The organism is Vibrio sp. AND4, assembly GCF_000171815.1.
Taxonomy (GTDB): Bacteria; Pseudomonadota; Gammaproteobacteria; order Enterobacterales; family Vibrionaceae; genus Vibrio.
Genome location: NZ_ABGR01000025.1, coordinates 1 through 22,486, shown reverse-complemented (window position 1 = coordinate 22,486; position 22,486 = coordinate 1). Strand labels below are relative to the sequence as shown.

The following is a 22,486-nucleotide window of genomic DNA, read 5'->3' as shown; positions in this document are numbered from 1 at the left end:
ATTTTCAGGTGTGAGCTAGATCGCCAAAGCAATACAATAACAAAAACCACTTATTAATAATGTTCCACAATGAAAGTAGCCACTAACACACCGTACTCTCATGGGTATAAACTGCGACTCATTTCAATGTTTACTTTTTCACCAGCAACGACTTAAAAACAAACAGAATGACGTTTATAACGGAGTTACTTTAGTTTTTAACGTTTTTAACGGGAATCCAGTTTGATTAATTTGTGGATTAAGTGTTTTCTTATCCCAGCCTAAGACCTACAGGCCACTCTCAGAGCAACACAAATTTTAGTGATGTTAAGAGGTGGGTCTAGGAGGGTGTTCATCCATTGATGACATTCAATTCCAATAGTGAAACGAAAGCAAATAGTAAGGAACAGCTATGCTTGCCAATATTAAAAAAACAGCACTAGCAACAGCAATGATTGCAACGGCTACTACAGGTTTAACCTCAGTAGCAACCGCCGCTGAGCGCAGTGAACTGACTATCCACCCTAAAGAATTTACAACTTTTGTCCGAAACTTTAACCCTTTCTTAGGGGCAACTAACCTGCATACAACGACTGAGTTTATCTACGAGCCACTGGTTGTTTTCAACGAAATGCACGGTAACACGCCTGTATTCCGCCTAGCAGAAAACTTCCAAATGTCTGACGACCTAATGAGCGTTACTTTCGATATTCGTAAAGGTGTAAAGTGGTCAGACGGCAAAGCATTTACTGCTGATGATGTTGTGTACTCTTTCAACCTAGTGAAAGATAAGCCAGAACTGGATCAATCAGGTATCAACTCTTGGGTTACTGGCGTAAAAAAACTCAACGATTATCAAGTTAAATTCACTCTGACCGAAGCAAACTCTAACGTTCCTTACGAAATAGCTAAAGTACCAGTCGTACCTCAGCACATATGGAGCAAAGTGAAAGATCCTGCGGCATTCACTAACGAAAATCCGGTAGGTTCTGGTCCTTTTACTGTGATCGACACTTTCACTCCTCAGCTTTACATACAGTGTGAGAATCCAAACTACTGGGATGCCGAAAACCTAGACGTTGACTGTCTGCGTGTTCCTCAAATCGCAAACAACGACCAATTCCTAGGTAAAATTGTTAACGGCGAAATGGATTGGAGTTCGTCATTCGTTCCAGATATTGACCGCACTTACGCAGCAGCAAGCCCTAAACACCATTATTGGTACCCGCCAGCAGGGACTCAAGCCTTCGTAGTAAACTTCAAGAACCCAGATGCCGCGAAGAACGAAGCACTAACTAACGTTGACTTCCGTCGCGCTTTTTCTATGGCTTTGGACCGACAAACTATCATTGATATCGCATTCTACGGCGGCGGCACCGTGAACGACTTCGCATCTGGCCTTGGCTATGCTTTCGAAGCTTGGTCTGACGAAAAAACGCACGATAAATACAAGACTTATAACTCTTACAATGCTGAAGGGGCTAAGCAGCTTCTCGCGAAAGCTGGCTTTAAAGATGTCAACAAAGATGGTTTCGTTGATACGCCGTCTGGCAAGTCTTTCGAGCTGCTAATCCAATCTCCAAACGGTTGGACTGACTTCAACAACACTGTTCAGCTTGCGGTGGAACAGCTTGCAGAAGTCGGCATCAAAGCTCGTGCTCGTACACCAGATTTCTCTGTGTACAACCAAGCCATGCTTGAAGGTACTTACGACGTTGCGTACACCAATTACTTCCATGGTGCAGATCCATACACTTATTGGAATAGTGCTTACAACTCAGCACTACAATCTGGTGACGGAATGCCTCGTTTCGCAATGCACTTCTACAAAAACGATAAGCTAGATGGCCTTCTCAACAGCTTCTACAAGACAGCGGACAAGCAAGAACAGCTTGAAATCGCTCACGGTATTCAGCAAATCATCGCTCAAGACCAAGTGACGATCCCTGTATTGTCTGGTGCTTACATGTTCCAATACAACACAACTCGCTTCACCGGTTGGTGGAACGAAGAAAATCCTAAGGGCCGTCCAAACATTTGGGCTGGTATCCCGGAACGTCTACTGCACGTATTGGACCTAAAACCAGTTCAATAAGTAGAAGTTCATTTCTAGCGGCACACATCCCGTGTGCCGCCGATAAAAATTCCCTTGTGACTAAACCCACATATGGCGCACGTCGTCAGGGGATTTTTCGCTCTAAATTTTACTAGGAGCGACCTGAAACCAGAAACAGGGAAAAAATCTGGGTGAGTAAGGTGTGAGTTATGGGCTATTTTTTCAGACGTTTGTCATTCTATCTTGTCGCGCTCTTAGTTGCTGCGACGTTAAATTTCATTATACCGCGAGCAATGCCTGGTGACCCAGTTACCATGATGTTTGCTAACGCATCGGTACAGGTAACACCAGAGCGAATTGCAGCAATGAAAGAGCTGTTGGGTTTCGTTGACGGTCCTATTTACATTCAGTACCTGTCGTACATTAAAAACATTCTAAGCTGGGAGCTAGGTACTTCTATCCAGTTTTACCCGCTTTCCGTTAATTCACTATTGGGTGGTGCATTTGGCTGGTCACTATTCCTAGCTGGCACCGCTGTTGTACTTTCATTCTCGATTGCCTCAGTACTGGGGATCTTCGCAGCTTGGAAACGAGGTAGTCGCTACGATGCATTCGTGACTCCTGGAACACTGATCATTCAAGCAATTCCACAAATGGTTATCGCAATGCTAGCGCTGTTTATCTTTGCCATCGGTCTCAAGTGGTTTCCATCAGGCTACGCCTACACCCCGGGAACTGTGCCAGATTGGACAAGCTGGGAGTTTCTCAAAGACATTGGTTACCACGCGATTCTTCCCTTGCTGTGCGCGACAATTGTTCAAATTGGTGGCTTCCTGGTCAACATGCGTAACAACATGATTAACCTGCTTGCTGAAGATTACATCACAATGGCAAAGGGTAAGGGCCTGAGCGAAAACCGCGTGGTATTCAACTACGCAGCCCGCAACGCACTGCTTCCAAGTGTCACAGCACTTTCTATGTCCCTAGGGATGGCAATCGGTGGTCAGTTAATCATTGAGATGATCTTCAACTACCCGGGTCTGGGTACGGTGCTCCTGAACGCAATACACGCACGTGACTACCAAGTGCTTCAAGGTCAACTACTCATCATGACGATGTTCATGCTGTGCTTCAATCTAATGGCTGACATGCTGTACATGATTCTAGACCCTCGCCTACGCAAGGGAGGCAAATAATCATGAAAGAACTGTTTAAACTGATTTTAGGTAACGCGTTCGCACGTGTTGGTTTGGCTATTATTTCAGTATTCATTTTTGTAGCCGTTGCTGCACCTCTGATTACTCAACACGCACCAGACAAACGTACGGGTAACCCGCATGAATACCCTGGTTTTGTTGTAAAACAAGCGCAAAACAACCCAGATGGCTGGATTGCAAAAAACCTTGCCGACGACAGACGTACACTGCTTATGTCGAAAAAAGCGGACCACGTTCTAGGTACATCTCGTATGGGTCGTGACATCTGGTCTCAAGTTGCTTACGGCGCTCGAGTCTCTTTAGGGGTTGGTTTTGGTGCCGGTATCATCGTGTGTTTCTTAGCAACAGTCATTGGTATCTCAGCAGGTTACTTCGGCGGCCGTGTCGATGACGTACTGAGTGCTGCAATGAACATCATGCTGGTTATCCCACAACTGCCACTACTGTTCGTTCTTGCCGCTTTCATTGGAGAGGCAGGACCGCTCACTATTGCCTTGATTATTGCCGGAACCTCCTGGGCTTGGGGCGCACGTGTTGTACGAGCTCAAACTATGGCGCTGCGGGAGAAAGAATTCATAAAAGCCGCAGAGGTGCTTGGTGAATCTTCCATACGCATCATCTTCGTTGAGATTTTGCCAAACCTTATCCCAATCGTCGGGGCAAGTTTCATCGGGTCGGTCATGCTAGCGATCAATACAGAAGCGGTCATCTCGTTCCTAGGCCTTGGCGACGCAAACACCATCAGTTGGGGCATCATGCTGTACAACGTACAAACTTCTTCCGCGATGCTCATCGGTGCATGGTGGGAAGTACTGGCTCCTTGTATTGCACTGACTCTGCTGGTTACTGGTCTTGCTCTCCTGAACTTTGCCGTCGATGAAATTGCCAACCCACAGCTTCGTTCTCACAAAGGCATGAAGCGTTGGAAGAAAATGGCAGCCCAAGATAAGAAAGAACGTGAGCCAGAATTGGCGCCACAAAATGCACTATGGAGCGGAGATAAATAATCATGACTGCACCACTCATTTCTATCCGTAACCTATGCGTAGACTACATCACAGACGCAGGCGATGTCCGAGCCTGTAACAACGTCAGCTTCGACATTGCACCAGGCGAAGTATTTGGCCTAGCTGGAGAATCAGGCTGTGGTAAATCGACGGTTGCATTCTCACTAATGCGCCTCCATAAGCCGCCTGCTTTTATCACTGGTGGTGAGGTTATCTTTAATGGTGAAAATATCCTCAAATACAGCGACGATCGTATGCAAGCGTTCCGCTGGAGCGAGATGTCAATGGTATTCCAAAGTGCGATGAACGCTTTAAACCCGGTACTCACCATGGAAGAGCAGTTCTGTGATGTCATCATGCGTCACACCAACATGACACGCACTCAAGCGAAGCTACGTGCAGAGGGGCTATTGGAAATCGTTGATATCCACCCTAGTCGTCTGAGCGATTACCCGCACCAGTTCTCTGGTGGTATGCGTCAACGCCTAGTTATTGCTATTGCTCTGGCTCTAAATCCCAAGATGATCATCATGGATGAACCAACAACCGCACTAGACGTCGTGGTTCAACGAGAAATTTTGCAAAAGATTTATGCGCTTAAAGAAGAGTTTGGTTTCTCAATTTTATTCATCACCCATGACTTATCCTTGATGGTCGAGTTCTCTGATCGCATCGGCATTATGTACTCGGGAGAGCTCATTGAAGTCGCCCCTTCTAAGCAAATTTTGCAAAGCCCATACCATCCTTACACCAAAGGATTGGGCAGCTCTTTCCCTCCGCTTACTGGGCCTAAAACCAAATTGACTGGAATTCCGGGTAACCCGCTGAACCTGCTTGAAGTACCACAAGGTTGCCGCTTTCAAGCTCGCTGTGACCGCGTCCACGAAGCCTGTACACAAGTACCCACTCAACTACGTCAAATAGAACCTGATCGTCTCTCAAACTGCCACTTATACGGCAGTAACATTGCTCAAGCTAAGGTTTAACCAAAAAAATAACGCTAGCTAATAAAAAATTACACTGGAGAGAATTATGAGCAAACAAATGGGCGAACTGCTGATTGAAGGTAGAAATGTCGTGAAGGACTTTCCTTTAAACAGCAACTCAATCAAACAGTCAAAGATGCGTGCAATCAATGACGTATCTTTCAAAATGTACAAAAGCCGCGGTTTATCTGTGGTCGGTGAGTCTGGCTCAGGTAAATCAACGACCGCAAAAATGATTGCAAAAATGTACGCCCCCACCGATGGCATCATTGAATACAAAGGCCGTGATATCCAAGACATCACTTCCCGCCACGATTTAATGGCCTACCGCGAAGGCGTGCAAATGGTATGGCAAGATCCGTTTGGCTCGCTAAACCCAACACACAACATCTTCCACCATATTGCGCGCCCACTGCTGATCCACAAAAAGGTCTCGCCGAGCAACAAGAAGGAACTGGAAGAGCGAGTGTATGACCTACTGGAACAAGTTGGCCTGATTCCGCCAAAAGAGACCGCACAGAAGTTCCCGCATCAGCTTTCTGGTGGTCAGCGTCAACGTGTGAACTTGGCTCGTAACATTGCGGTTGGCGCAGAGGTTGTACTGGCTGACGAACCAACCTCCATGCTTGATGTATCGATTCGTGCTGGTGTACTTAACCTAATGGAAGAAATGAAGTTTGAGAAACAAATGTCTCTGCTTTACATCACTCACGATATCGCGACAGCACGTTACATCGCCGAAGATCTCGCGGTCATGTACGTCGGCCACATGGTTGAGTGGGGGGACACAGAAGAAATCATCCACGAGCCTCAACACCCATACACTCAGCTACTCGTTTCAGCGGTGCCCGATCCGTCGAAGTCAATTCACGAGAAGCTGAAAGGCAACAAAGGCGAGATACCGCTCTGGACGCCAGAATCTGTGGGTTGTCCATTTGCAGGACGCTGTGTTCATGTCACTGATAAATGTCGTGAGCGACTGCCTGATGTCACTCAGATCTCTGATAACCACTTTGTCCGTTGTTACTTATTTGAACATTAATCATAACGAGGGTCAGGTATGAATCTGGCCCCTTTTTCACTTTTGCATTTTATTTTTATATTTCATTGCTTCCCGGAGACATTTAAATGCAGCTACTGACTAATCACATCGGTTATGAGCGTCTAGGCCCGAAAAAAGCGATCATCCAGACCAATCGATCACATCTGTTTTCTCATACGGCTTTACTGGTTTGTGCCAAAAGTCACCAGACGGTGGCCACTCTAACCGTTGAGAAGCAAGGCAAAGTAGCGAACTGGCACCAAGGTCATTTCTACCTGATCGACTTTTCTTCATTTGACACTCCGGGTAATTACTACCTTAGCTTCGATCATTTACGCTCATCTCATTTTGAGATCGGCGAACACATTCTTCTCGATCGGACGCTATCCGATGTGATCCACTATTTTAAATCACAACGTTGTGGCGGAATCTTCGATCAACAAGATCGCCAAGCACCACTGCTCAATTCAAATCAAACTGCCGATGTTCATGGCGGTTGGTATGACGCATCAGGCGACGTGAGCAAGTACCTCAGTCACTTGTCCTATGCCAACTACCTGAACCCACAACAAATTCCAATGGTGGTATGGAATATGTTGAAAGGTTTTTCTTTACTTGAAGGCGGCCACAAACTGGCTACGTTCACCGCAACTCGTCTTGTTGAAGAAGCCCTATTTGGTGCTGATTTCCTTGTCCGTATGCAAAACGAACAAGGTTTTTTCTATATGACGGTGTTCGACAAATGGAGTAAAGACACGGCGCAACGCGAAGTCTGTGCCTACGAAACGCAACTCGGTCATAAGTTTGATGACTACCAAGCGGGTTACCGACAAGGCGCAGGCATTAGCATTGCAGCGCTAGCGTCAGCTTCACGTCTAGAGGTTCACGGTCAATTCGACCAACAACAATACCGTAATGCCGCAGAAAATGGCTACTGGCACCTAAAAGAGTACAACACCCAATACCTAAACGATGGGGAAGAGAACATCATCGACGAGTACTGCGCACTGCTTGCCGCTGTCGAACTATTCAAAACCACCAGAGATAAGCGCTACCTAGAAGAAAGCCGCGCATGGGCAAAACGCCTTTCAGCTCGTCAAACAAGTGATGAGCACATCCAACACTTCTGGAGCGCCAATCAAGATGGCAGCCGCCCTTACTTCCATGCGGCAGAAGCTGGGCTCCCTGTTATCGCACTGTGTGAGTACTTGTCGATTGAAGACAACATCGAGCACACATCATCAGTAAAACAAATCATTACTCAAGCGTGTGAGTTTGAAATCTCTATCACCAACAAAGTGAACAACCCATTTGGCTACCCCCGCCAATACGTTAAGGGGGTGGATGAACCCAAACGTGATGCGTTTTTTGTGGCACACAACAACGAATCTGGTTACTGGTGGCAGGGTGAGAACGCCCGACTAGCTTCACTGGCTACCATGGCTTATTTGGCACAAGATTTCATCGATTCAGAAGAACGACAACAGCAGCTTTGTGAATTGGCGCAAAATGCGATGAACTGGATTGTTGGCTTAAACCCGTACGATATGTGCATGTTGGACGGCCACGGCCACAACAACCCTGACTACCTTCCTCAACACGGTTTCTTCAACGCAAAAGGTGGCGTGTGTAATGGCATCACTGGTGGTTTCGAAGATGAGGAAGATATCGCATTTAATCCACCAGCACAAAAAGACGACATGCTTCAAAACTGGCGCTGGGGAGAGCAATGGATCCCACATGGTGCTTGGTACCTGCTCGCTATCATGAGTCAGGCTCAGCACTTCTCAACGTTATCAAGCATGAAAGTAACGAAGGAGCAGTAAACATGACGAGGTATTTTGTAGGTATCGACGGCGGTGGCACCTCATGTCGTGCTCGGATCAAAGATGCGCATGGCAATATCATCGGCGAAGCAAAAAGTGGCAGTGCCAACATTATGTTGGGCGCCGACATCGCGATGGCATCGGTTGTTGAATCAATCGCAGCAGCAGCACTGCAAGGCGGCCTAACTCAACAAGATTTTGCCTCTATGCACGTCGGTTTAGCGCTTGCAGGCGCTGAGCACAAAACCTCTTGGCAAACTTTTATGGCTTTAGAGCACCCATTTGCCAGTTTGACGCTCAACACCGACGCTTACGGTGCGTGTCTCGGTGCCCACAATGGTGAAAGTGGCGCGATCATGATTGCAGGAACAGGGTCTTGCGGCATTTTCCTTAATGGTCTTGAACAACATGTCGTCGGTGGGCGTGAATTCCCAATTTCAGATCAAGGTGGCGGTGCAGTAATGGGGCTGCGTCTGATTCAGCAAGTCCTGCTGGCAGAAGATGGCATTCGTGAGAAGACACCATTAGCAAAGCACGTGATGGATCACTTCAACAATGATATCGACAACGTGGTTGCTTGGTCTAAACAAGCATTGCCGCGTGATTATGGCCAATTCTCTCCCGCTATTTTTCAACATGCAGAACGAGCGGATGCCCTAGCGATTGAAATGCTTAAACAAACTGCGACCGACATTGAAATGTTGTTAGTCGCGCTGAATAAGCGTGGGGCTACTCGCATCTGTTTGATGGGCAGCATTGCAGAGCGAATCTTGCGTTGGCTATCTCCGCCAGTACAACAATGGGTGGTAGAGCCTCAGTTTGATGCGGTTGAGGGCGCCATTATGTTTGCAGGTAAACCTGAGCATAACCTTTACTCAATGAGTATTGATTAGGAGTGAACATGGAGTATCGTATTGACCTAGTGGTCCTCTCAGAGCAAAAACAAAACTGCCGCTTTGGACTCACTTTTCATAACTTGAGCGACCAAGATCTTAATCGCTGGAATCTGATTTTCGCTTTCGATCGTTATATCCTTCCTGATAGCGTTTCCAACGGTCAACTGACTCAAATTGGTAGCTTTTGCACACTCAAACCCGAAGGCGTGTTGCTGGCTGCTAACCATCACTACTACTGTGAATTCAGTATTGGCTCAAACCCATTCCGATATTACACGGATGGGTTTAATGAGGCGGCAGTGAACTTTGTTGTTGATGGCGTCTCTCAACGCGAGCAAGTGGATGTCACACCAATTGTTTTGGCATCACCATACCGTGAACGCAGTGAGATTCCTGAGAGCTTGGCTCATGCTCAACCTTTACTACCAAAACCAAATCACATTGAAATCAGCGACCAATCATTCACCTTTGACGAGCAAGCTGGTATTGCGATTTATACCGACTTAGCCAACTCTGCCAAAACGTGGTTACAGGACGAGTTGAAGCGAATATTTCAGTTTGATCTGTCTTCTTCAAACAGCGGAAAGATCCTATTCAAAAGTAACCCAACACTCGATGCAGGCAGTTACAACCTCAAAATATCCGAAGCGTCTATCAAGATTGAAGCGGGGTCTTCGTCAGGTTTTACCCACGCCTGTGCGACCTTGTTGCAGTTACTAAAACGAAACGAGGATAGCAATACAATGGAAGTGGTGTGTTGCTCAATCAAAGACAGCCCTCGCTTTCGTTACCGCGGCATGATGCTTGACTGCGCTCGCCACTTTCATTCAGTAGAACAAGTGAAACGCCTGATCAACTTGTTAGCGCATTACAAATTCAACACTTTCCATTGGCATCTCACGGACGATGAAGGCTGGCGTATCGAGATCAAATCACTGCCACAACTTACCGATATTGGCGCATGGCGTGGCATTGATGAAACCATTGAGCCTCAATACTCTCATTTATCTCGACGCTATGGTGGTTTCTATACACAAGAAGAAATCAAAGACGTTATCGCATTTGCAGCACAGCGTAGCATCACCATCATTCCTGAGATTGATGTGCCAGGCCATTGCCGCGCAGCAATTAAAGCTTTGCCTCATCTGTTGGTTGAAGCAGAGGACACCACTGAGTATCGCAGTATTCAGCACTACAGCGACAACGTCATCAACCCTGGTTTACCGGGTAGCTACGAGTTTATCGATAAAGTGCTTGAAGAGGTAGCAGCACTGTTTCCTGCTCCTTATGTCCATATTGGCGCAGACGAAGTGCCTTACGGCGTATGGTCAAAAAGTCCGGCTTGCCAGGCATTTATGGAGCAGTCGGGCTATAGCGATGACAAAGAATTGCAGGGTCACTTCCTGCGTCATGCCGAAGACAAACTGCGCAAACTCGGCAAACGCATGTTGGGTTGGGAAGAAGCTCAACACGGAAATAAGGTCAGCAAAGATACCGTGATCTACTCATGGTTAAGCGAAGAAGCCGCATTAAACTGCGCTCGCCAAGGCTTTGATGTAGTGCTGCAACCAGCACAAACCACTTACCTGGATATGACCCAAGATTATGGCCCCGAAGAGCCTGGCGTTGACTGGGCAAATCCGCTACCACTGGAAAAAGCATACAACTACGAGCCGTTGGCAGAAGTACCAGCTGACGACCCGATCAGAAAACGCATATGGGGCATTCAAACCGCTCTGTGGTGCGAACTTATCAACAATCCATCGCGTATGGACTACATGATCTTCCCTAGGCTCACTGCCATGGCAGAAGCATGTTGGACAGAAAAACTACACCGCGATTGGAGCGACTATTTATCACGTTTGAAAGGTCACCTCTCTCTGCTCGACTTACAGGGCGTGAATTACCGCAAACCGTGGAAGTAATACTAAGTCAGATGCCACCGCATCATGCTTACAGAGTTTTTCAATTTTTGGCTGCAGGCGCAGCTTAGTTAAAAGGAAATACACACATGAAATACGGCTATTTCGATAACGAGAATCGCGAATACGTCATCACTCGCCCTGACGTACCCGCACCTTGGACAAACTACCTAGGTACAGAGAAGTTCTGTACTGTGATCTCGCACAATGCGGGGGGCTATTCGTTCTATAACTCGCCTGAATACAACCGTGTTACTAAGTTCCGTCCAAACGCAACCTTCGATCGCCCCGGTCACTACGTTTACCTACGCGACGATGAAACGGGTGATTACTGGTCTATCTCATGGCAACCTGTTGCAAAAAGCCTAGACGAAGCCAGTTACGAAGTTCGTCACGGCTTGTCATACTCTAAGTTCAAATGTGAATACAACGACATCACTGCAACGAAAACACTATTCGTACCAAAAGGCGAGGACGCGGAAATTTGGGATGTAGTGATTAAAAACACCTCAGACAAACCACGCACAATCAGCGCGTTCTCATTTGTTGAGTTCTCATTCAGCCACATTCAATCTGATAACCAAAACCACCAGATGTCTCTGTACTCGGCAGGTACTTCATACAACAAAGGCGTGATTGAATACGACCTGTACTACAACACCAACGATTTTGAAGGCTTCTATTACCTAGCTTCAACATTTGACCCGGATTCATACGACGGTCAACGTGACAGCTTCCTTGGCCTATACCGTGACGAAGCAAACCCGCTAGCAGTAGAACAAGGTAAATGCTTCAACACCGCACAAACGTGTTACAACCACTGTGGCTCTCTGCACAAGCAATTCACTATCCAACCGGGTGAAGAGGTTCGTTTTGCTTACATTCTAGGTATCGGTAAAGGCAACGGTGACCGTCTACGTGCTAAGTACCAAGACCTTGCAGAAATAGATAATGCGTTTGCGGGTATCAAAGCGCACTGGGATGAGCGTTGTGGCAAGTTCCAAGTGAAATCACCAAACGAAGGTCTAGACACCATGATCAACGCTTGGACACTATACCAAGCCGAAACTTGTGTGGTGTGGTCTCGTTTTGCTTCTTTCATCGAAGTGGGTGGGCGTACTGGACTTGGTTACCGCGATACGGCGCAAGATGCGATTTCAGTTCCTCACGCTAATCCAGAAATGACGCGTAAACGCATCGTTGACCTACTGCGTGGGCAGGTGAAAGCGGGTTACGGCCTACACCTATTCGATCCAGATTGGTTCGATCCAGAAAAAGCGGACGTTAAACCCTCTAAATCTCCAACAGTAGTGCCAACACCTTCTGATGAAGACAAGATCCATGGCATCGAAGACACCTGTTCTGATGACCACCTATGGCTGGTTCCAACCATCTGTAAGTACGTAATGGAAACCGGTGAGCACAGCTTCTTTGACGAAGTGATCCCTTACGCAGATGGCGGCGACGCGACCGTTTATGACCATATGAAAGCCGCACTCGACTTTTCAGCAGAATATGTGGGTCAAACTGGTATCTGTAAAGGTCTGCGCGCAGATTGGAACGACTGCTTAAACCTAGGTGGCGGCGAATCTTCAATGGTCTCCTTCCTCCACTTCTGGGCACTGCAAGAGTTCATCGACCTAGCGAAATACCTAGGAAAAGAAGCAGACGTTGAGAAATACACTGAGATGGCAGCCAACGTTCGTGAAGCGTGTGAAACACACCTTTGGGACGACGAGGGCGGCTGGTACATCCGAGGCCTGACTAAGAATGGCGACAAGATCGGTACTGCGCAACAAGCAGAAGGCCGAGTACACCTAGAGTCAAACACGCTTGCGGTACTTTCCGGAGCGGTATCTCAAGAGCGCGGCGAAAAAGCGATGGACGCAGTCGACGAGAACCTGTTCTCCGAATACGGCCTACACCTAAACTCGCCATCATTCGCAACGCCAAACGATGACATCGGCTTCGTGACTCGCGTTTACCAAGGCGTAAAAGAGAACGGTGCTATCTTCTCTCACCCGAACCCATGGGCGTGGGTCGCAGAGGCAAAATTGGGGCGTGGTGATCGTGCCATGAAGTTCTACGACGCACTCAACCCGTACAATCAAAACGACATCATCGAGAAACGTATTGCAGAACCATACTCATATGTGCAGTTCATCATGGGCCGTGACCACCAAGACCACGGTCGTGCAAACCACCCATGGTTAACAGGTACATCGGGCTGGGCTTACTTCGCCGTTACCAACTATATCCTTGGTGTGCGTACAGGCTTCGATGGTCTGACTATCGATCCTTGTATCCCAACGAACTGGCCAGGCTTCGACGTGACTCGTCAATGGCTAGGTGCGACCTACAACATCAAAGTGGTAAACCCTGATTCGGTCAGTAAAGGGGTTAAGTCGATTACTGTGAATGGTGAAGCCGTAAATGGTGCATCGGTACCAGTTCAAGCGGAAGGTTCAGTAAACGAAGTTATCGTTACTCTAGGTTAATCATCTTTTAGGGGGAGCTTCTCCCCTTTTGATTTCTCCGATGCACTGAGTTTGATAAGTGCATCGGTTCGCTAGCAAAGATTTAAGAGGCGGTGGGATACCGCTTTTATCGAGGATTGAATCATGATCAAATTTGGTACAGGCGGCTGGCGTGCATTTATTGGTGAGGAGTTCACCAAAGACAATGTACGTTTGGTGGCTCAAGCAGTGGCAAACATCACCAATAACGAATCGGTTGCTGATCGCGGCTTTGTGATTGGCTATGACCGTCGCTTTCTCTCTGATAAAGCTGGTCGTTGGTTTGCTGAGGTATTAGCAGCAAACGGGATTGTAGTCAGCTTTATCGACCAGTTTGTCCCAACTCCTATCGTGATGTTCAAAGCGAAGGAGATGGACTGTGCTTATTCAGTATGTATTACTGCTTCGCACAACCCAGCCGATTATAACGGCATCAAAGTCTTCATTGAGGGCGGTCGTGACGCCGATGAAATCATCACCCAAAAAATTGAATCACAAATCGCCACCCTTTCTACGCAAGAGGTAAGAAGCGTCGACTTTGAACAAGCGGTGGAAGATAAACTGATTCAAATCATCAACCCAATGAACGAGTTTGTTGATTCAATCATCAACTTTATCGATATCGCGGCGATCAAAAAAGCGAATCTGCGCGTGTTGATCGATCCCATGTTTGGTGTTGCAAAAAACGCGCTACAAACCGTATTGATCAACGGTCGCTGTGAAGTCGACGTGATCAACGATGGCAAGAACCCTGACTTCGGCGGCTTGATGCCATCACCCAGTGCAGCAACGCTTTACCGCTTGATGCATTTAGTAAAACAGGAAGATTATGATATCGGTATCGGCACCGATGGCGACGCAGACCGCCTTGGTATTGTCGACGAGAAAGGTAACTTCATTCACCCGAATGAAGTACTGCTGCTGCTTTACTACTACCTACTAAAATACAAAGGCTGGACAGGCTCAGTGGTACGTAACATCGCAACCACTCACCTGCTGGATAAGGTCGCGCAAGATCACGGCGAACAATGCTTTGAGGTTCCGGTAGGCTTTAAGCACATCAGTTCTCAAATGGAAGCTGACGATTCATTGATTGGTGGTGAAAGCTCTGGCGGCCTAACCATTCGCGGCCACATCAAAGGTAAAGACGGCGTATTCGCATCAAGCCTGTTGGTAGAAATGATTTCAGTCACTGGCAAAAAGCTGTCTGAGTTACTGAATGAGATCTACGGTAAGTACGGTTATGCCTACATGGCGGAAGGCGATTGCAAATTCAAACCGGCGCAAAAAGAAGTGCTGTTCAACAAGATTTATGTTGAAAAGCAGTTACCTGAGTTTGAGTTTGAAATCGAAAAAGTCAGCTACGAAGATGGTGCGAAAGTCTACTTCAAGAACGGCGGTTGGATCATCGCTCGCTTCTCAGGTACTGAACCATTACTACGAATTTTTGCAGAGATGCAAGATAAAGACACTGCAGAACGTGTTCTTCAACAGTTTAAAGACTTCTTGTCTCTGTAACTGACACCTTGTGCTCGCTTCGAGCAGGCAATAGGTAAAGAACACGTGCCCGGCTTCACCGCCGGGCTATTTTCTATATAGACTGACAGAGTTAGGCGAAAGCGAGCACACCTTGAGCTTCCAGTTTTACCTTTACACTATCACCGACATTCAACGCCTGAGTTGACGTCGCTAACAGTCGGTCACCATTAACGTCAATCACGTAGCGGCAGTGATCACCCATAAAATGCAGCTCAAGCACTTTGATTGCACTCTCTTCATCCGCCGCAATTTTAATATGTTGAGGACGAAGCAGTAATGCACATTCAGCATCGATTTGGATGTCTTGCTGAGCATTGGCTTCCACCGCACCAAGGTGAGTTTCAAATTTAATGTCTGAAATGCGCTTCGCAGCAAGGTAACTGCCACCTCCTAAGAAGTCCGCGACAAACTTGCTCGAAGGTTGGTAGTAAAGATCTGAGGCCGTGCCGTATTGCTCGATCACACCAAGGTTCATGACAGCCATCTTATCGGCAAAAGCAAACGCTTCTTCACGGCTGTGCGTAACAAAAATCGCTGTCACCCCCTGCTGTTTGAAAATCTTACGAATTTCACGGATCAGTTCATGACGTACTTGGGTGTCGATATTGGAAAATGGTTCATCCAACAACAGAAGATCCGGTTTGTAAGCCAGTGAACGGGCAATCGCCACACGCTGCTGCTGACCACCAGAAAGCTGGTGAGGATAACGATCACCGTAACCTTTAAGATGAACTAGGCCCAGCATTTCTTCGACTTTGAGAAGCTTTTGCTGCGCCGTTTCATTCTTCAAACCAAAAGCAATATTCTCTGCCACTGTTAGATGTGGGAATAAGGCGTAATCTTGGAAGATCATTCCAATATTACGCTGCTCTGGTGGTAACCAGTTTTCACCATCATCAATAATGAGGTCGTTCAAACTCATTCGACCTGAGCTTAGTGGCAGCAGACCAGCAACGGCTTTCAATAACGTAGTCTTGCCACAACCACTCGCGCCGAGTAAACATACGATTTGCCCTTGTTCAACGTCCAAAGAAAGCGCTTCAAGGACAGTCTGATCGTCATACTGACAAGTTAGATTTTTAATGGATAGTGCGCAGCTCATCAGTGATTTTGCTCCAGTGAACGATTAACAACCACAAGCGGGATCAACCCAACAAGGACCAATAATACTGCAGGTAGTGCAGCAAGTTCTAAATGCTCATCCGAAGCGAAGTTATACACATACGTCGCCAAGGTTTCAAAGTTAAAAGGGCGCAATAGCAGTGCCGCATTAAGCTCTTTCATCGACTCAATAAACACCAATAACCCAGCTATCAGTGCCCCACGTTTCACCAGAGGGAAATGCACTCGCCAAAGCATGGCATTTGGTTTACAGCCCAAAGTACGTGAGGCCATATCAAGAGATGGAGAAACCTTATTTAAGCTACTTTCCACACTACCAATCGCGACAGCAGAGAAACGAACCACCATTGCAAAAATCAGCGCAAACATAGATCCAGAGAAAATAAGACCGGGTCTGCCCCACTCCATCGCTTTAGCAATGTCGTTAACACGGTGATCCATAAACAGCACGGCAACCATCACACCAATCGCAAGCACAGTGCCAGGAACGGCATAGCCCAACGAAGACAAGCGCATGAACGTTAAACTCGATCGGCCACCATTAACGCGTTGGCTGAAATTCACCGTCAAAGCAATCGCAACACCGATGATGGCAGCCACAACCGATACCACTAGGCTGTTCCATGCATATTCACGAAATTCTGGCGTCCAACTTTGTGCAAAGTAAGTAATGGCGTAATCAATTAACTGTAGTAATGGCAAAATAAACGCTATTGCGACTAGCCCCCAACACCAAACCAGTGCCCCCCACTTTTGCCAACCTTGTAGCTCATAGCGAAAATCTTCATGGCTATTAAACTGACTTTGGAACAACTGCTGTTTGCGGCGGCTATAACGCTCTGCGCTCAGTAACAATACAACAATCATTAACATCATTGCTGAGATCTTCGCGGCTGCATTTAGGTTCGAGTAGCCTAGCCAAGTATCGTAAACCGCCGTAGTAAGAGTGTTCACGGCAAAATAGCTGACGGTGCCGAAGTCACCAATGGTTTCCATCGCAACCAAAGACAGACCAACTGCAATTGAGGGCCTTACCAGCGGCAAAGAAATGCGCCAAAAGCTTTCCAAAGGAGAACATTTCAGTAAACGTGCGCTTTGCAACAAAGAGACGTTCTGCTCCATAAACGCGGCTCGACAAAGCAAGTAAACGTACGGATAAAGCACCAGAGAAAGTACAAAAGTGGCACCACTTAACGTCCGTATATCAGGGAACCAATACTCACCCGGTCCCCATCCCGTTATATCACGCAAGAAGATTTGAATCGGCCCGGCAAAATCAAACCAATCCGTAAAAATATAACCAATGATGTAACCCGGCATAGCCAGTGGTAGAACCAATGCCCACTGCAACCACTTTTCAGTGGGTAGTTTACACATGGCCATAAACCAAGCACTAGGAATACCGAGTATCAAAGAAAAAACCATAACACCAACCGTCAAAGCCACTGTGTTATAGATATAGGTGGGCATAACCGTTGACATCAAGTGTGTGAACAGGTCATCTGTCTCGCCAATGGCGGTATAGAAGATCGCTAAGATCGGCAAAACCAGTAGCGAGGTTATCGCCCCACTACTGGTTTTCCATAGAGAATGTTTATTCTTCATTGCCTACTACTGAAAGGCTTGATGAAATACAAATGCGTTTGCAGATGCATCTCATCTCCTTTAATAAAATACAGGGGTAGTGTTATACCCCTGCATGGAATTAAAGGTCAAATTTCACTTCATCTAGTAATTTAATTGCAGCTTCGTGATGATCTGCAATTTCATCTAGAGAAATTGTATCTGCTTTGAACTCTCCCCAAGAAGCAACGAGCTCAGAAGGCTTAACGTCAGCCTTAACTGGGTATTCGTAGTTTACTTCTGCGTACATACCTTGCGCTGTATCACCCGCTAGGAATTCCATCAGTTTAAGTGCGTTGTCTTTATTGGGTGCGTGCTTCGCCATTGCCATACCAGAGATGTTTACGTGCGTACCGGTTGTCTCTTGGTTAGGGAAGTTAATGTAAACCGCGTCAGCCCAAGCTTTTTGCTCTTTGTCGTTAACCATCTTACCTAGGTAGTAGCTGTTACCCAGAGAAACGTCACATAGGCCTTCTTTGATGGCTTTAACTTGTGCACGGTCGTTTCCTTGAGGCTTACGAGCTAGGTTTGCTTTTACGCCCTCTAGCCATTTTTTGGTTTCTGCTTCACCTTTGTGAGCAATCATAGAAGATACCAGAGAAACGTTGTACGGGTGCTTACCACTACGAGTACAGATCTTGCCTTTGAATTCAGGCTTAGCGAGATCAGCGTACGTGAAGTCTTCACCTAGCTTACCAACACGGTCGCGAGAAGAGTAGACACTACGAGTACGAGTCGTTAGTGCAAACCACTCATTATCATTATCTTGAAGTTGAGCTGGGATATTCTTTTCAAGAACCTCACTGTCTACTTTTTGAACAAGATTCTTGTCTGTCAGTTCAGATAGACGGCTGATATCAACAGTGAGAACAACGTCCGCAGGACTGTATTCGCCTTCCTGTTGTAGCTTTTCTGCTAAACCTTTTTTAGCAAATTTAACGTTTACTTTAATGCCTGTTTCTTTAGTGAACTCGTTGAACATAGGCTCAACTAGGAAAGGTTGACGATAAGAGTAGACGTTCACTTCTTCAGCAGCCATTGCCGTAGGAGCTAGAGTTGCGCAAGTAAGAGCGGAGAGAGTTAGCAGTTTTTTCATTATTCAGTCCTTGACTATACCAATGATAATGTTTATCAGTTGCATTATTATATGCATGTCTTTTGAGAAAACAATTCATCCATAAAAAAACCTGCTCAAATGAGCAGGTTTTCCAAACTAAGTTTGTAACTACTTATTTCATTATCAATATTATTTTACACTTACGAACTCTGGGTAGGCACCAACACCACAATCGTGCATGTCCATCCCCTCAAGTTCTTCATCTTCCGATACTCGAATGCCGATGGTTGCTTTCAAGATAGCCCATACCACAAGGCTTGCACCAAACACCCAAGCAAAGATAACAGCAGCACCAAGAAGCTGCGCACCAAAGGTGGCATCCGCGTTACTTAATGGCACAACCATCAGACCAAAGAAACCACACACACCATGGACTGAGATAGCGCCGACTGGATCATCAATCTTTGCTTTATCTAGCGCAATAATGCTGAACACAACCAGAGCGCCGGATACAGCACCTATTGCAACTGCATAAAGTGGTGACGGAGACAGCGGATCCGCTGTGATGGCAACAAGCCCTGCCAACGCACCATTCAAAACCATCGTTAGGTCAGCTTTACCCCAAGTCGTTTTACATACCAGCAACGCTGCGATTGCCCCTGCTGCTGCTGCTGCGTTGGTGTTTAGGAAGATTTGACCTACCGCTGTCGCATTCTCAAAGTCAGACACCATCAATTGAGAGCCGCCATTAAAACCAAACCAACCGAACCAAAGGATGAAGGTCCCCAGTGTCGCCAATGGCATGTTTGAACCTGGAATTGGGTGAATTTCACCGTTTTTACCATATTTACCTTTGCGGGCACCCAGTAGTATTACACCTGCCAATGCTGCCGATGCCCCTGCCATATGTACGATACCTGAGCCCGCAAAGTCGCTAAACCCCGCTTCAGATAGGAAGCCACCGCCCCAAGTCCAGTACCCTTCCATTGGGTAGATAAATGCGGTTAGTACCGCCGAGAAGATCAGAAAAGACCAAAGCTTCATGCGTTCTGCAACTGCGCCAGACACAACTGACATCGCTGTCGCCACGAATACGACTTGGAAGAAGAAATCTGACTCTAGAGAGTGATCGGCACCTTCTGATTGCGTGCCAATTAGCGCACCAAATGATGGTAGCCAACCACCTTCACCGTTATCAACATACATGATGTTGTAACCGACCAATAGGAACATGGTACAAGCAATCGCGTACAGACAGATGTTTTTGGTTAAAATTTCTGTTGTGTTTTTAGATCGAACTAAGCCCGCTTCCAGCATAGCGAAACCCGCTGCCATCCACATGACTAACGCACCAGAAATGAGGAAGAAAAAGGTGTCGAGTGCGTAACGTAATTCGGTTACCGTAGTTGTTAATTCCATGATAGTTCTCCAGTCCTTTGAATTCTTAAAGCGCTTCTGCGTCCATCTCACCAGTACGAATACGTACGGCTTGGTTTAGGTCATAGACAAAAATCTTACCGTCACCAATCTTGCCTGTTTGAGCCGCTTTTGTGATGGCTTCTACCACACGTTCTACATTGTCTGCATGGGTGGCGATTTCGAGTTTTACTTTTGGTAGAAAGTCGACTTGGTACTCGGCACCACGGTACAGCTCTGTGTGCCCTTTCTGACGACCAAAGCCTTTCACCTCTGATACTGTCATCCCTTCAATACCGACATCAGCCAATGCTTCGCGCACATCGTCTAACTTAAACGGTTTTATAATGGCATTAATGATTTTCATTGCATCCTCTCCGCAGCTTTCATCCTGAAACACTTGTAGCAATCCAAGCGGCATGCCAACTTTTTATCTTCCTGATTTATTGGGATTTAATAAAAATAGCAATCTTATAAACAAAAAGGGTGCACCAATACGGTGCACCCTTTTCACAAATATAAGGCAAGCCTAAACAGGCGACCCAACATTGTGCATTAAATATTCAAAAAGTCTTTCCATTGCTCTATCAAGGCACAAAAGTCCTCGATACCGCAGCTGGCGGTACTTTCGGCATCGTAGAAATCAAACTCGCTCTCTATTTCTCCGTTATACCCATGACCCAGTGTATTTTCTTGCACTAGCACCTCATCACCATCAATCAACAAAGAGATCTCTGCGCCAGTCAATCTATGCTCTTGAGATGGAGAGGAAAGAGCTTGATCTATCACGGCTTCAACTTGAGCAATTTTCGCTCTGTCTTTACCAATTTCTTCTTGCAACCAACGACCTACAACCTCATGCCCCATACTACATTTGACATAGTATTCGCCCATTAACGTATTGCGAATGAACTCAAATTCCATCGTGATCGCCTTTTCGTCTCAGTTTGGTGCGGAGTATACAGGGAGATGTTGAATGGGAGAAGCGGGAGACGGGAGACGGGAGACGGGAGACGGGAGACGGGAGACGGGAGACGGGAGACGGGAGACGGGAGACGGGAGACGGGAGACGGGAGACGGGAGACGGGAGACGGGAGACGGGAGACGGGAGACGGGAGACGGGAGACGGGAGACGGGAGACGGGAGACGGGAGACGGGAGACGGGAGACGGGAGACGGGAGACGGGAGACGATTTCATTTTGTCTTTTTAGGGACAAAGACCGTCAACGTGTTTTGGAATCATACGTTTATCTTTAAATATTCGGTCACTTACCTCCCAATTCCTAGAGCGAAGCGCAGCATTCCACAAAAGAAAACGCCCACCAAGTGGTGAGCGCTTTTTTGACAATTAGCAAAGCTGGCTAAAATTACGCTGGCTCTTGAAAGATCACTTCTGCCGCTTTCTTAGTGTACTGATCCATCTTATGGAAGTTCAAATAGCGGTATGTGTCTGCTGCTGTCGCATCGATTTGCTTGGCATATTCTAAGTACTCTTCCTTAGTTGGAATCTTACCCAAAATAGCACCAACGGCCGCTAACTCAGCAGATGCAAGGTAGACATTTGCACCTGTACCAAGGCGGTTCGGGAAGTTACGCGTTGAAGTCGATATGACCGTTGCCTTGTCTGCTACACGTGCTTGGTTACCCATACATAGCGAACATCCAGGGGTTTCAATACGTACTCCTGCACGACCGTAAATACCGTAGTAACCTTCTTCCGTCAGTTGATCACGGTCCATCTTCGTTGGTGGCGCTACCCACAGACGAGTATCTAGCTGACCACCGAATTGCTCTAACAATTTACCAGCAGCACGGAAGTGACCAATGTTGGTCATACAAGAACCGATAAACACTTCATCGATTTGCGTGCCTTGAACTTCAGACAGAAGACGGGCGTCATCGGGATCGTTCGGTGCACATAGAATTGGCTCGTGAATATCAGCTAAATCGATTTCAATGATGTGTGCGTATTCAGCGTCTGCATCCGCTTCCATCAGCTCAGGGTTAGCTAACCACTCTTCCATCGCAGTAATACGACGCTCAATGGTACGACGGTCACCGTAACCTTCCGAGATCATCCACTTAAGCATGATGATGTTTGAGTTTAGATACTCTTCGATTGACGCTTGAGACAGCTTAACGGTACAACCTGCTGCGGAGCGCTCTGCTGAAGCATCAGACAGTTCGAATGCCTGCTCAACCGTCAAGTGCTCAACACCTTCAATTTCGAGTACGCGACCAGAAAATTCATTGATCTTACCGGCTTTCTCAACCGTCAGTAG

At 46.9% G+C, this 22,486-nt stretch carries 17 protein-coding genes; 10 read left to right on the top strand and 7 right to left on the bottom strand.

From position 1 onward, the window contains the following. Nucleotides 1-391 precede the first annotated feature (391 nt). The 10 genes from AND4_RS15830 to AND4_RS15785 all read left to right on the top strand — a co-directional run bounded on the left by AND4_RS15830 (nucleotide 392) and on the right by AND4_RS15785 (nucleotide 14,965). On the top strand, nucleotides 392-2,074 hold the full coding sequence (locus AND4_RS15830) for an ABC transporter substrate-binding protein (RefSeq protein ID WP_009843983.1): 1,683 nt from the start codon (nucleotides 392-394) through the stop codon (nucleotides 2,072-2,074). Between the two features lie 170 nt (nucleotides 2,075-2,244). Then, nucleotides 2,245-3,231, top strand: a complete 987-nt coding sequence (locus tag AND4_RS15825) for an ABC transporter permease (protein ID WP_009843982.1) — start codon at nucleotides 2,245-2,247, stop codon at nucleotides 3,229-3,231. A gap of 2 nt (nucleotides 3,232-3,233) precedes the next feature. After that, nucleotides 3,234-4,259: an ABC transporter permease gene (locus AND4_RS15820; protein WP_009843981.1), complete on the top strand. Its 1,026-nt coding sequence runs from the start codon at nucleotides 3,234-3,236 to the stop codon at nucleotides 4,257-4,259. Between the two features lie 2 nt (nucleotides 4,260-4,261). After that, nucleotides 4,262-5,245, top strand: a complete 984-nt coding sequence (locus tag AND4_RS15815; RefSeq protein WP_009843979.1) for an ABC transporter ATP-binding protein — start codon at nucleotides 4,262-4,264, stop codon at nucleotides 5,243-5,245. Nucleotides 5,246-5,291: 46 nt separating this feature from the next. Next, nucleotides 5,292-6,287 (top strand): ABC transporter ATP-binding protein, encoded by a 996-nt coding sequence (locus AND4_RS15810; protein ID WP_009843978.1) that lies wholly within the window; start codon nucleotides 5,292-5,294, stop codon nucleotides 6,285-6,287. A gap of 86 nt (nucleotides 6,288-6,373) precedes the next feature. Then, nucleotides 6,374-8,113: a glycoside hydrolase family 9 protein gene (locus tag AND4_RS15805; RefSeq protein WP_009843977.1), complete on the top strand. Its 1,740-nt coding sequence runs from the start codon at nucleotides 6,374-6,376 to the stop codon at nucleotides 8,111-8,113. 2 nt (nucleotides 8,114-8,115) lie between these two features. Next, a complete protein-coding gene (locus AND4_RS15800; RefSeq protein ID WP_009843976.1) occupies nucleotides 8,116-9,006 on the top strand; it encodes an N-acetylglucosamine kinase in 891 nt (296 codons plus the stop codon). A gap of 8 nt (nucleotides 9,007-9,014) precedes the next feature. After that, on the top strand, nucleotides 9,015-10,934 hold the full coding sequence (locus tag AND4_RS15795; protein WP_009843975.1) for a family 20 glycosylhydrolase: 1,920 nt from the start codon (nucleotides 9,015-9,017) through the stop codon (nucleotides 10,932-10,934). 86 nt (nucleotides 10,935-11,020) lie between these two features. Then, nucleotides 11,021-13,429 (top strand): N,N'-diacetylchitobiose phosphorylase, encoded by a 2,409-nt coding sequence (locus tag AND4_RS15790; protein WP_009843974.1) that lies wholly within the window; start codon nucleotides 11,021-11,023, stop codon nucleotides 13,427-13,429. A gap of 123 nt (nucleotides 13,430-13,552) precedes the next feature. Continuing rightward, a complete protein-coding gene (locus AND4_RS15785) occupies nucleotides 13,553-14,965 on the top strand; it encodes a phosphoglucomutase/phosphomannomutase family protein (RefSeq protein ID WP_009843973.1) in 1,413 nt (470 codons plus the stop codon). 91 nt (nucleotides 14,966-15,056) lie between these two features. Here the strand turns inward: AND4_RS15785 and AND4_RS15780 are convergent, their stop codons facing one another. From AND4_RS15780 to AND4_RS15745, 7 genes are all read right to left on the bottom strand, one after another. Then, nucleotides 15,057-16,088, bottom strand: coding sequence for an ABC transporter ATP-binding protein (locus tag AND4_RS15780; protein WP_009843972.1), 1,032 nt, complete (start codon nucleotides 16,086-16,088; stop codon nucleotides 15,057-15,059). Further along, nucleotides 16,088-17,713, bottom strand: a complete 1,626-nt coding sequence (locus AND4_RS15775) for an iron ABC transporter permease (RefSeq protein ID WP_009843971.1) — start codon at nucleotides 17,711-17,713, stop codon at nucleotides 16,088-16,090. The genes AND4_RS15780 and AND4_RS15775 overlap by 1 nt, the downstream gene beginning before the upstream one ends. A 100-nt stretch (nucleotides 17,714-17,813) precedes the next feature. Then, entirely contained in the window at nucleotides 17,814-18,827 is a 1,014-nt protein-coding gene (locus AND4_RS15770; RefSeq protein ID WP_009843970.1) for a Fe(3+) ABC transporter substrate-binding protein, read from the bottom strand. 150 nt (nucleotides 18,828-18,977) lie between these two features. Beyond that, nucleotides 18,978-20,207, bottom strand: coding sequence for an ammonium transporter (locus AND4_RS15765; protein WP_009843969.1), 1,230 nt, complete (start codon nucleotides 20,205-20,207; stop codon nucleotides 18,978-18,980). A gap of 25 nt (nucleotides 20,208-20,232) precedes the next feature. Next, entirely contained in the window at nucleotides 20,233-20,571 is a 339-nt protein-coding gene (locus tag AND4_RS15760) for a P-II family nitrogen regulator (RefSeq protein ID WP_005439398.1), read from the bottom strand. A gap of 188 nt (nucleotides 20,572-20,759) precedes the next feature. Beyond that, the gene (locus AND4_RS15755; RefSeq protein WP_009843968.1) at nucleotides 20,760-21,128 is read right to left on the bottom strand and encodes a YacL family protein; all 369 of its coding nucleotides are present in this window, start codon (nucleotides 21,126-21,128) and stop codon (nucleotides 20,760-20,762) included. A 443-nt stretch (nucleotides 21,129-21,571) separates the two neighbouring features. After that, a partial coding sequence (locus tag AND4_RS15745) for an aconitase family protein (protein ID WP_009843966.1) occupies nucleotides 21,572-22,486 on the bottom strand: 915 nt, incomplete at its 5' end.

Excerpts from the sequence above, each read along its gene's own strand:
- AND4_RS15830 (WP_009843983.1), top strand. The coding sequence starts at position 392 with ATGCTTGCCAATATTAAAAAAACAGCACTAGCAACAGCAATGATTGCA.
- AND4_RS15825 (WP_009843982.1), top strand. The coding sequence starts at position 2,245 with ATGGGCTATTTTTTCAGACGTTTGTCATTCTATCTTGTCGCGCTCTTA.
- AND4_RS15820 (WP_009843981.1), top strand. The coding sequence starts at position 3,234 with ATGAAAGAACTGTTTAAACTGATTTTAGGTAACGCGTTCGCACGTGTT.
- AND4_RS15815 (WP_009843979.1), top strand. The coding sequence starts at position 4,262 with ATGACTGCACCACTCATTTCTATCCGTAACCTATGCGTAGACTACATC.
- AND4_RS15810 (WP_009843978.1), top strand. The coding sequence starts at position 5,292 with ATGAGCAAACAAATGGGCGAACTGCTGATTGAAGGTAGAAATGTCGTG.
- AND4_RS15805 (WP_009843977.1), top strand. The coding sequence starts at position 6,374 with ATGCAGCTACTGACTAATCACATCGGTTATGAGCGTCTAGGCCCGAAA.
- AND4_RS15800 (WP_009843976.1), top strand. The coding sequence starts at position 8,116 with ATGACGAGGTATTTTGTAGGTATCGACGGCGGTGGCACCTCATGTCGT.
- AND4_RS15795 (WP_009843975.1), top strand. The coding sequence starts at position 9,015 with ATGGAGTATCGTATTGACCTAGTGGTCCTCTCAGAGCAAAAACAAAAC.
- AND4_RS15790 (WP_009843974.1), top strand. The coding sequence starts at position 11,021 with ATGAAATACGGCTATTTCGATAACGAGAATCGCGAATACGTCATCACT.
- AND4_RS15785 (WP_009843973.1), top strand. The coding sequence starts at position 13,553 with ATGATCAAATTTGGTACAGGCGGCTGGCGTGCATTTATTGGTGAGGAG.
- AND4_RS15780 (WP_009843972.1), bottom strand. The coding sequence starts at position 16,088 with ATGAGCTGCGCACTATCCATTAAAAATCTAACTTGTCAGTATGACGAT.
- AND4_RS15775 (WP_009843971.1), bottom strand. The coding sequence starts at position 17,713 with ATGAAGAATAAACATTCTCTATGGAAAACCAGTAGTGGGGCGATAACC.
- AND4_RS15770 (WP_009843970.1), bottom strand. The coding sequence starts at position 18,827 with ATGAAAAAACTGCTAACTCTCTCCGCTCTTACTTGCGCAACTCTAGCT.
- AND4_RS15765 (WP_009843969.1), bottom strand. The coding sequence starts at position 20,207 with ATGGAATTAACAACTACGGTAACCGAATTACGTTACGCACTCGACACC.
- AND4_RS15760 (WP_005439398.1), bottom strand. The coding sequence starts at position 20,571 with ATGAAAATCATTAATGCCATTATAAAACCGTTTAAGTTAGACGATGTG.
- AND4_RS15755 (WP_009843968.1), bottom strand. The coding sequence starts at position 21,128 with ATGGAATTTGAGTTCATTCGCAATACGTTAATGGGCGAATACTATGTC.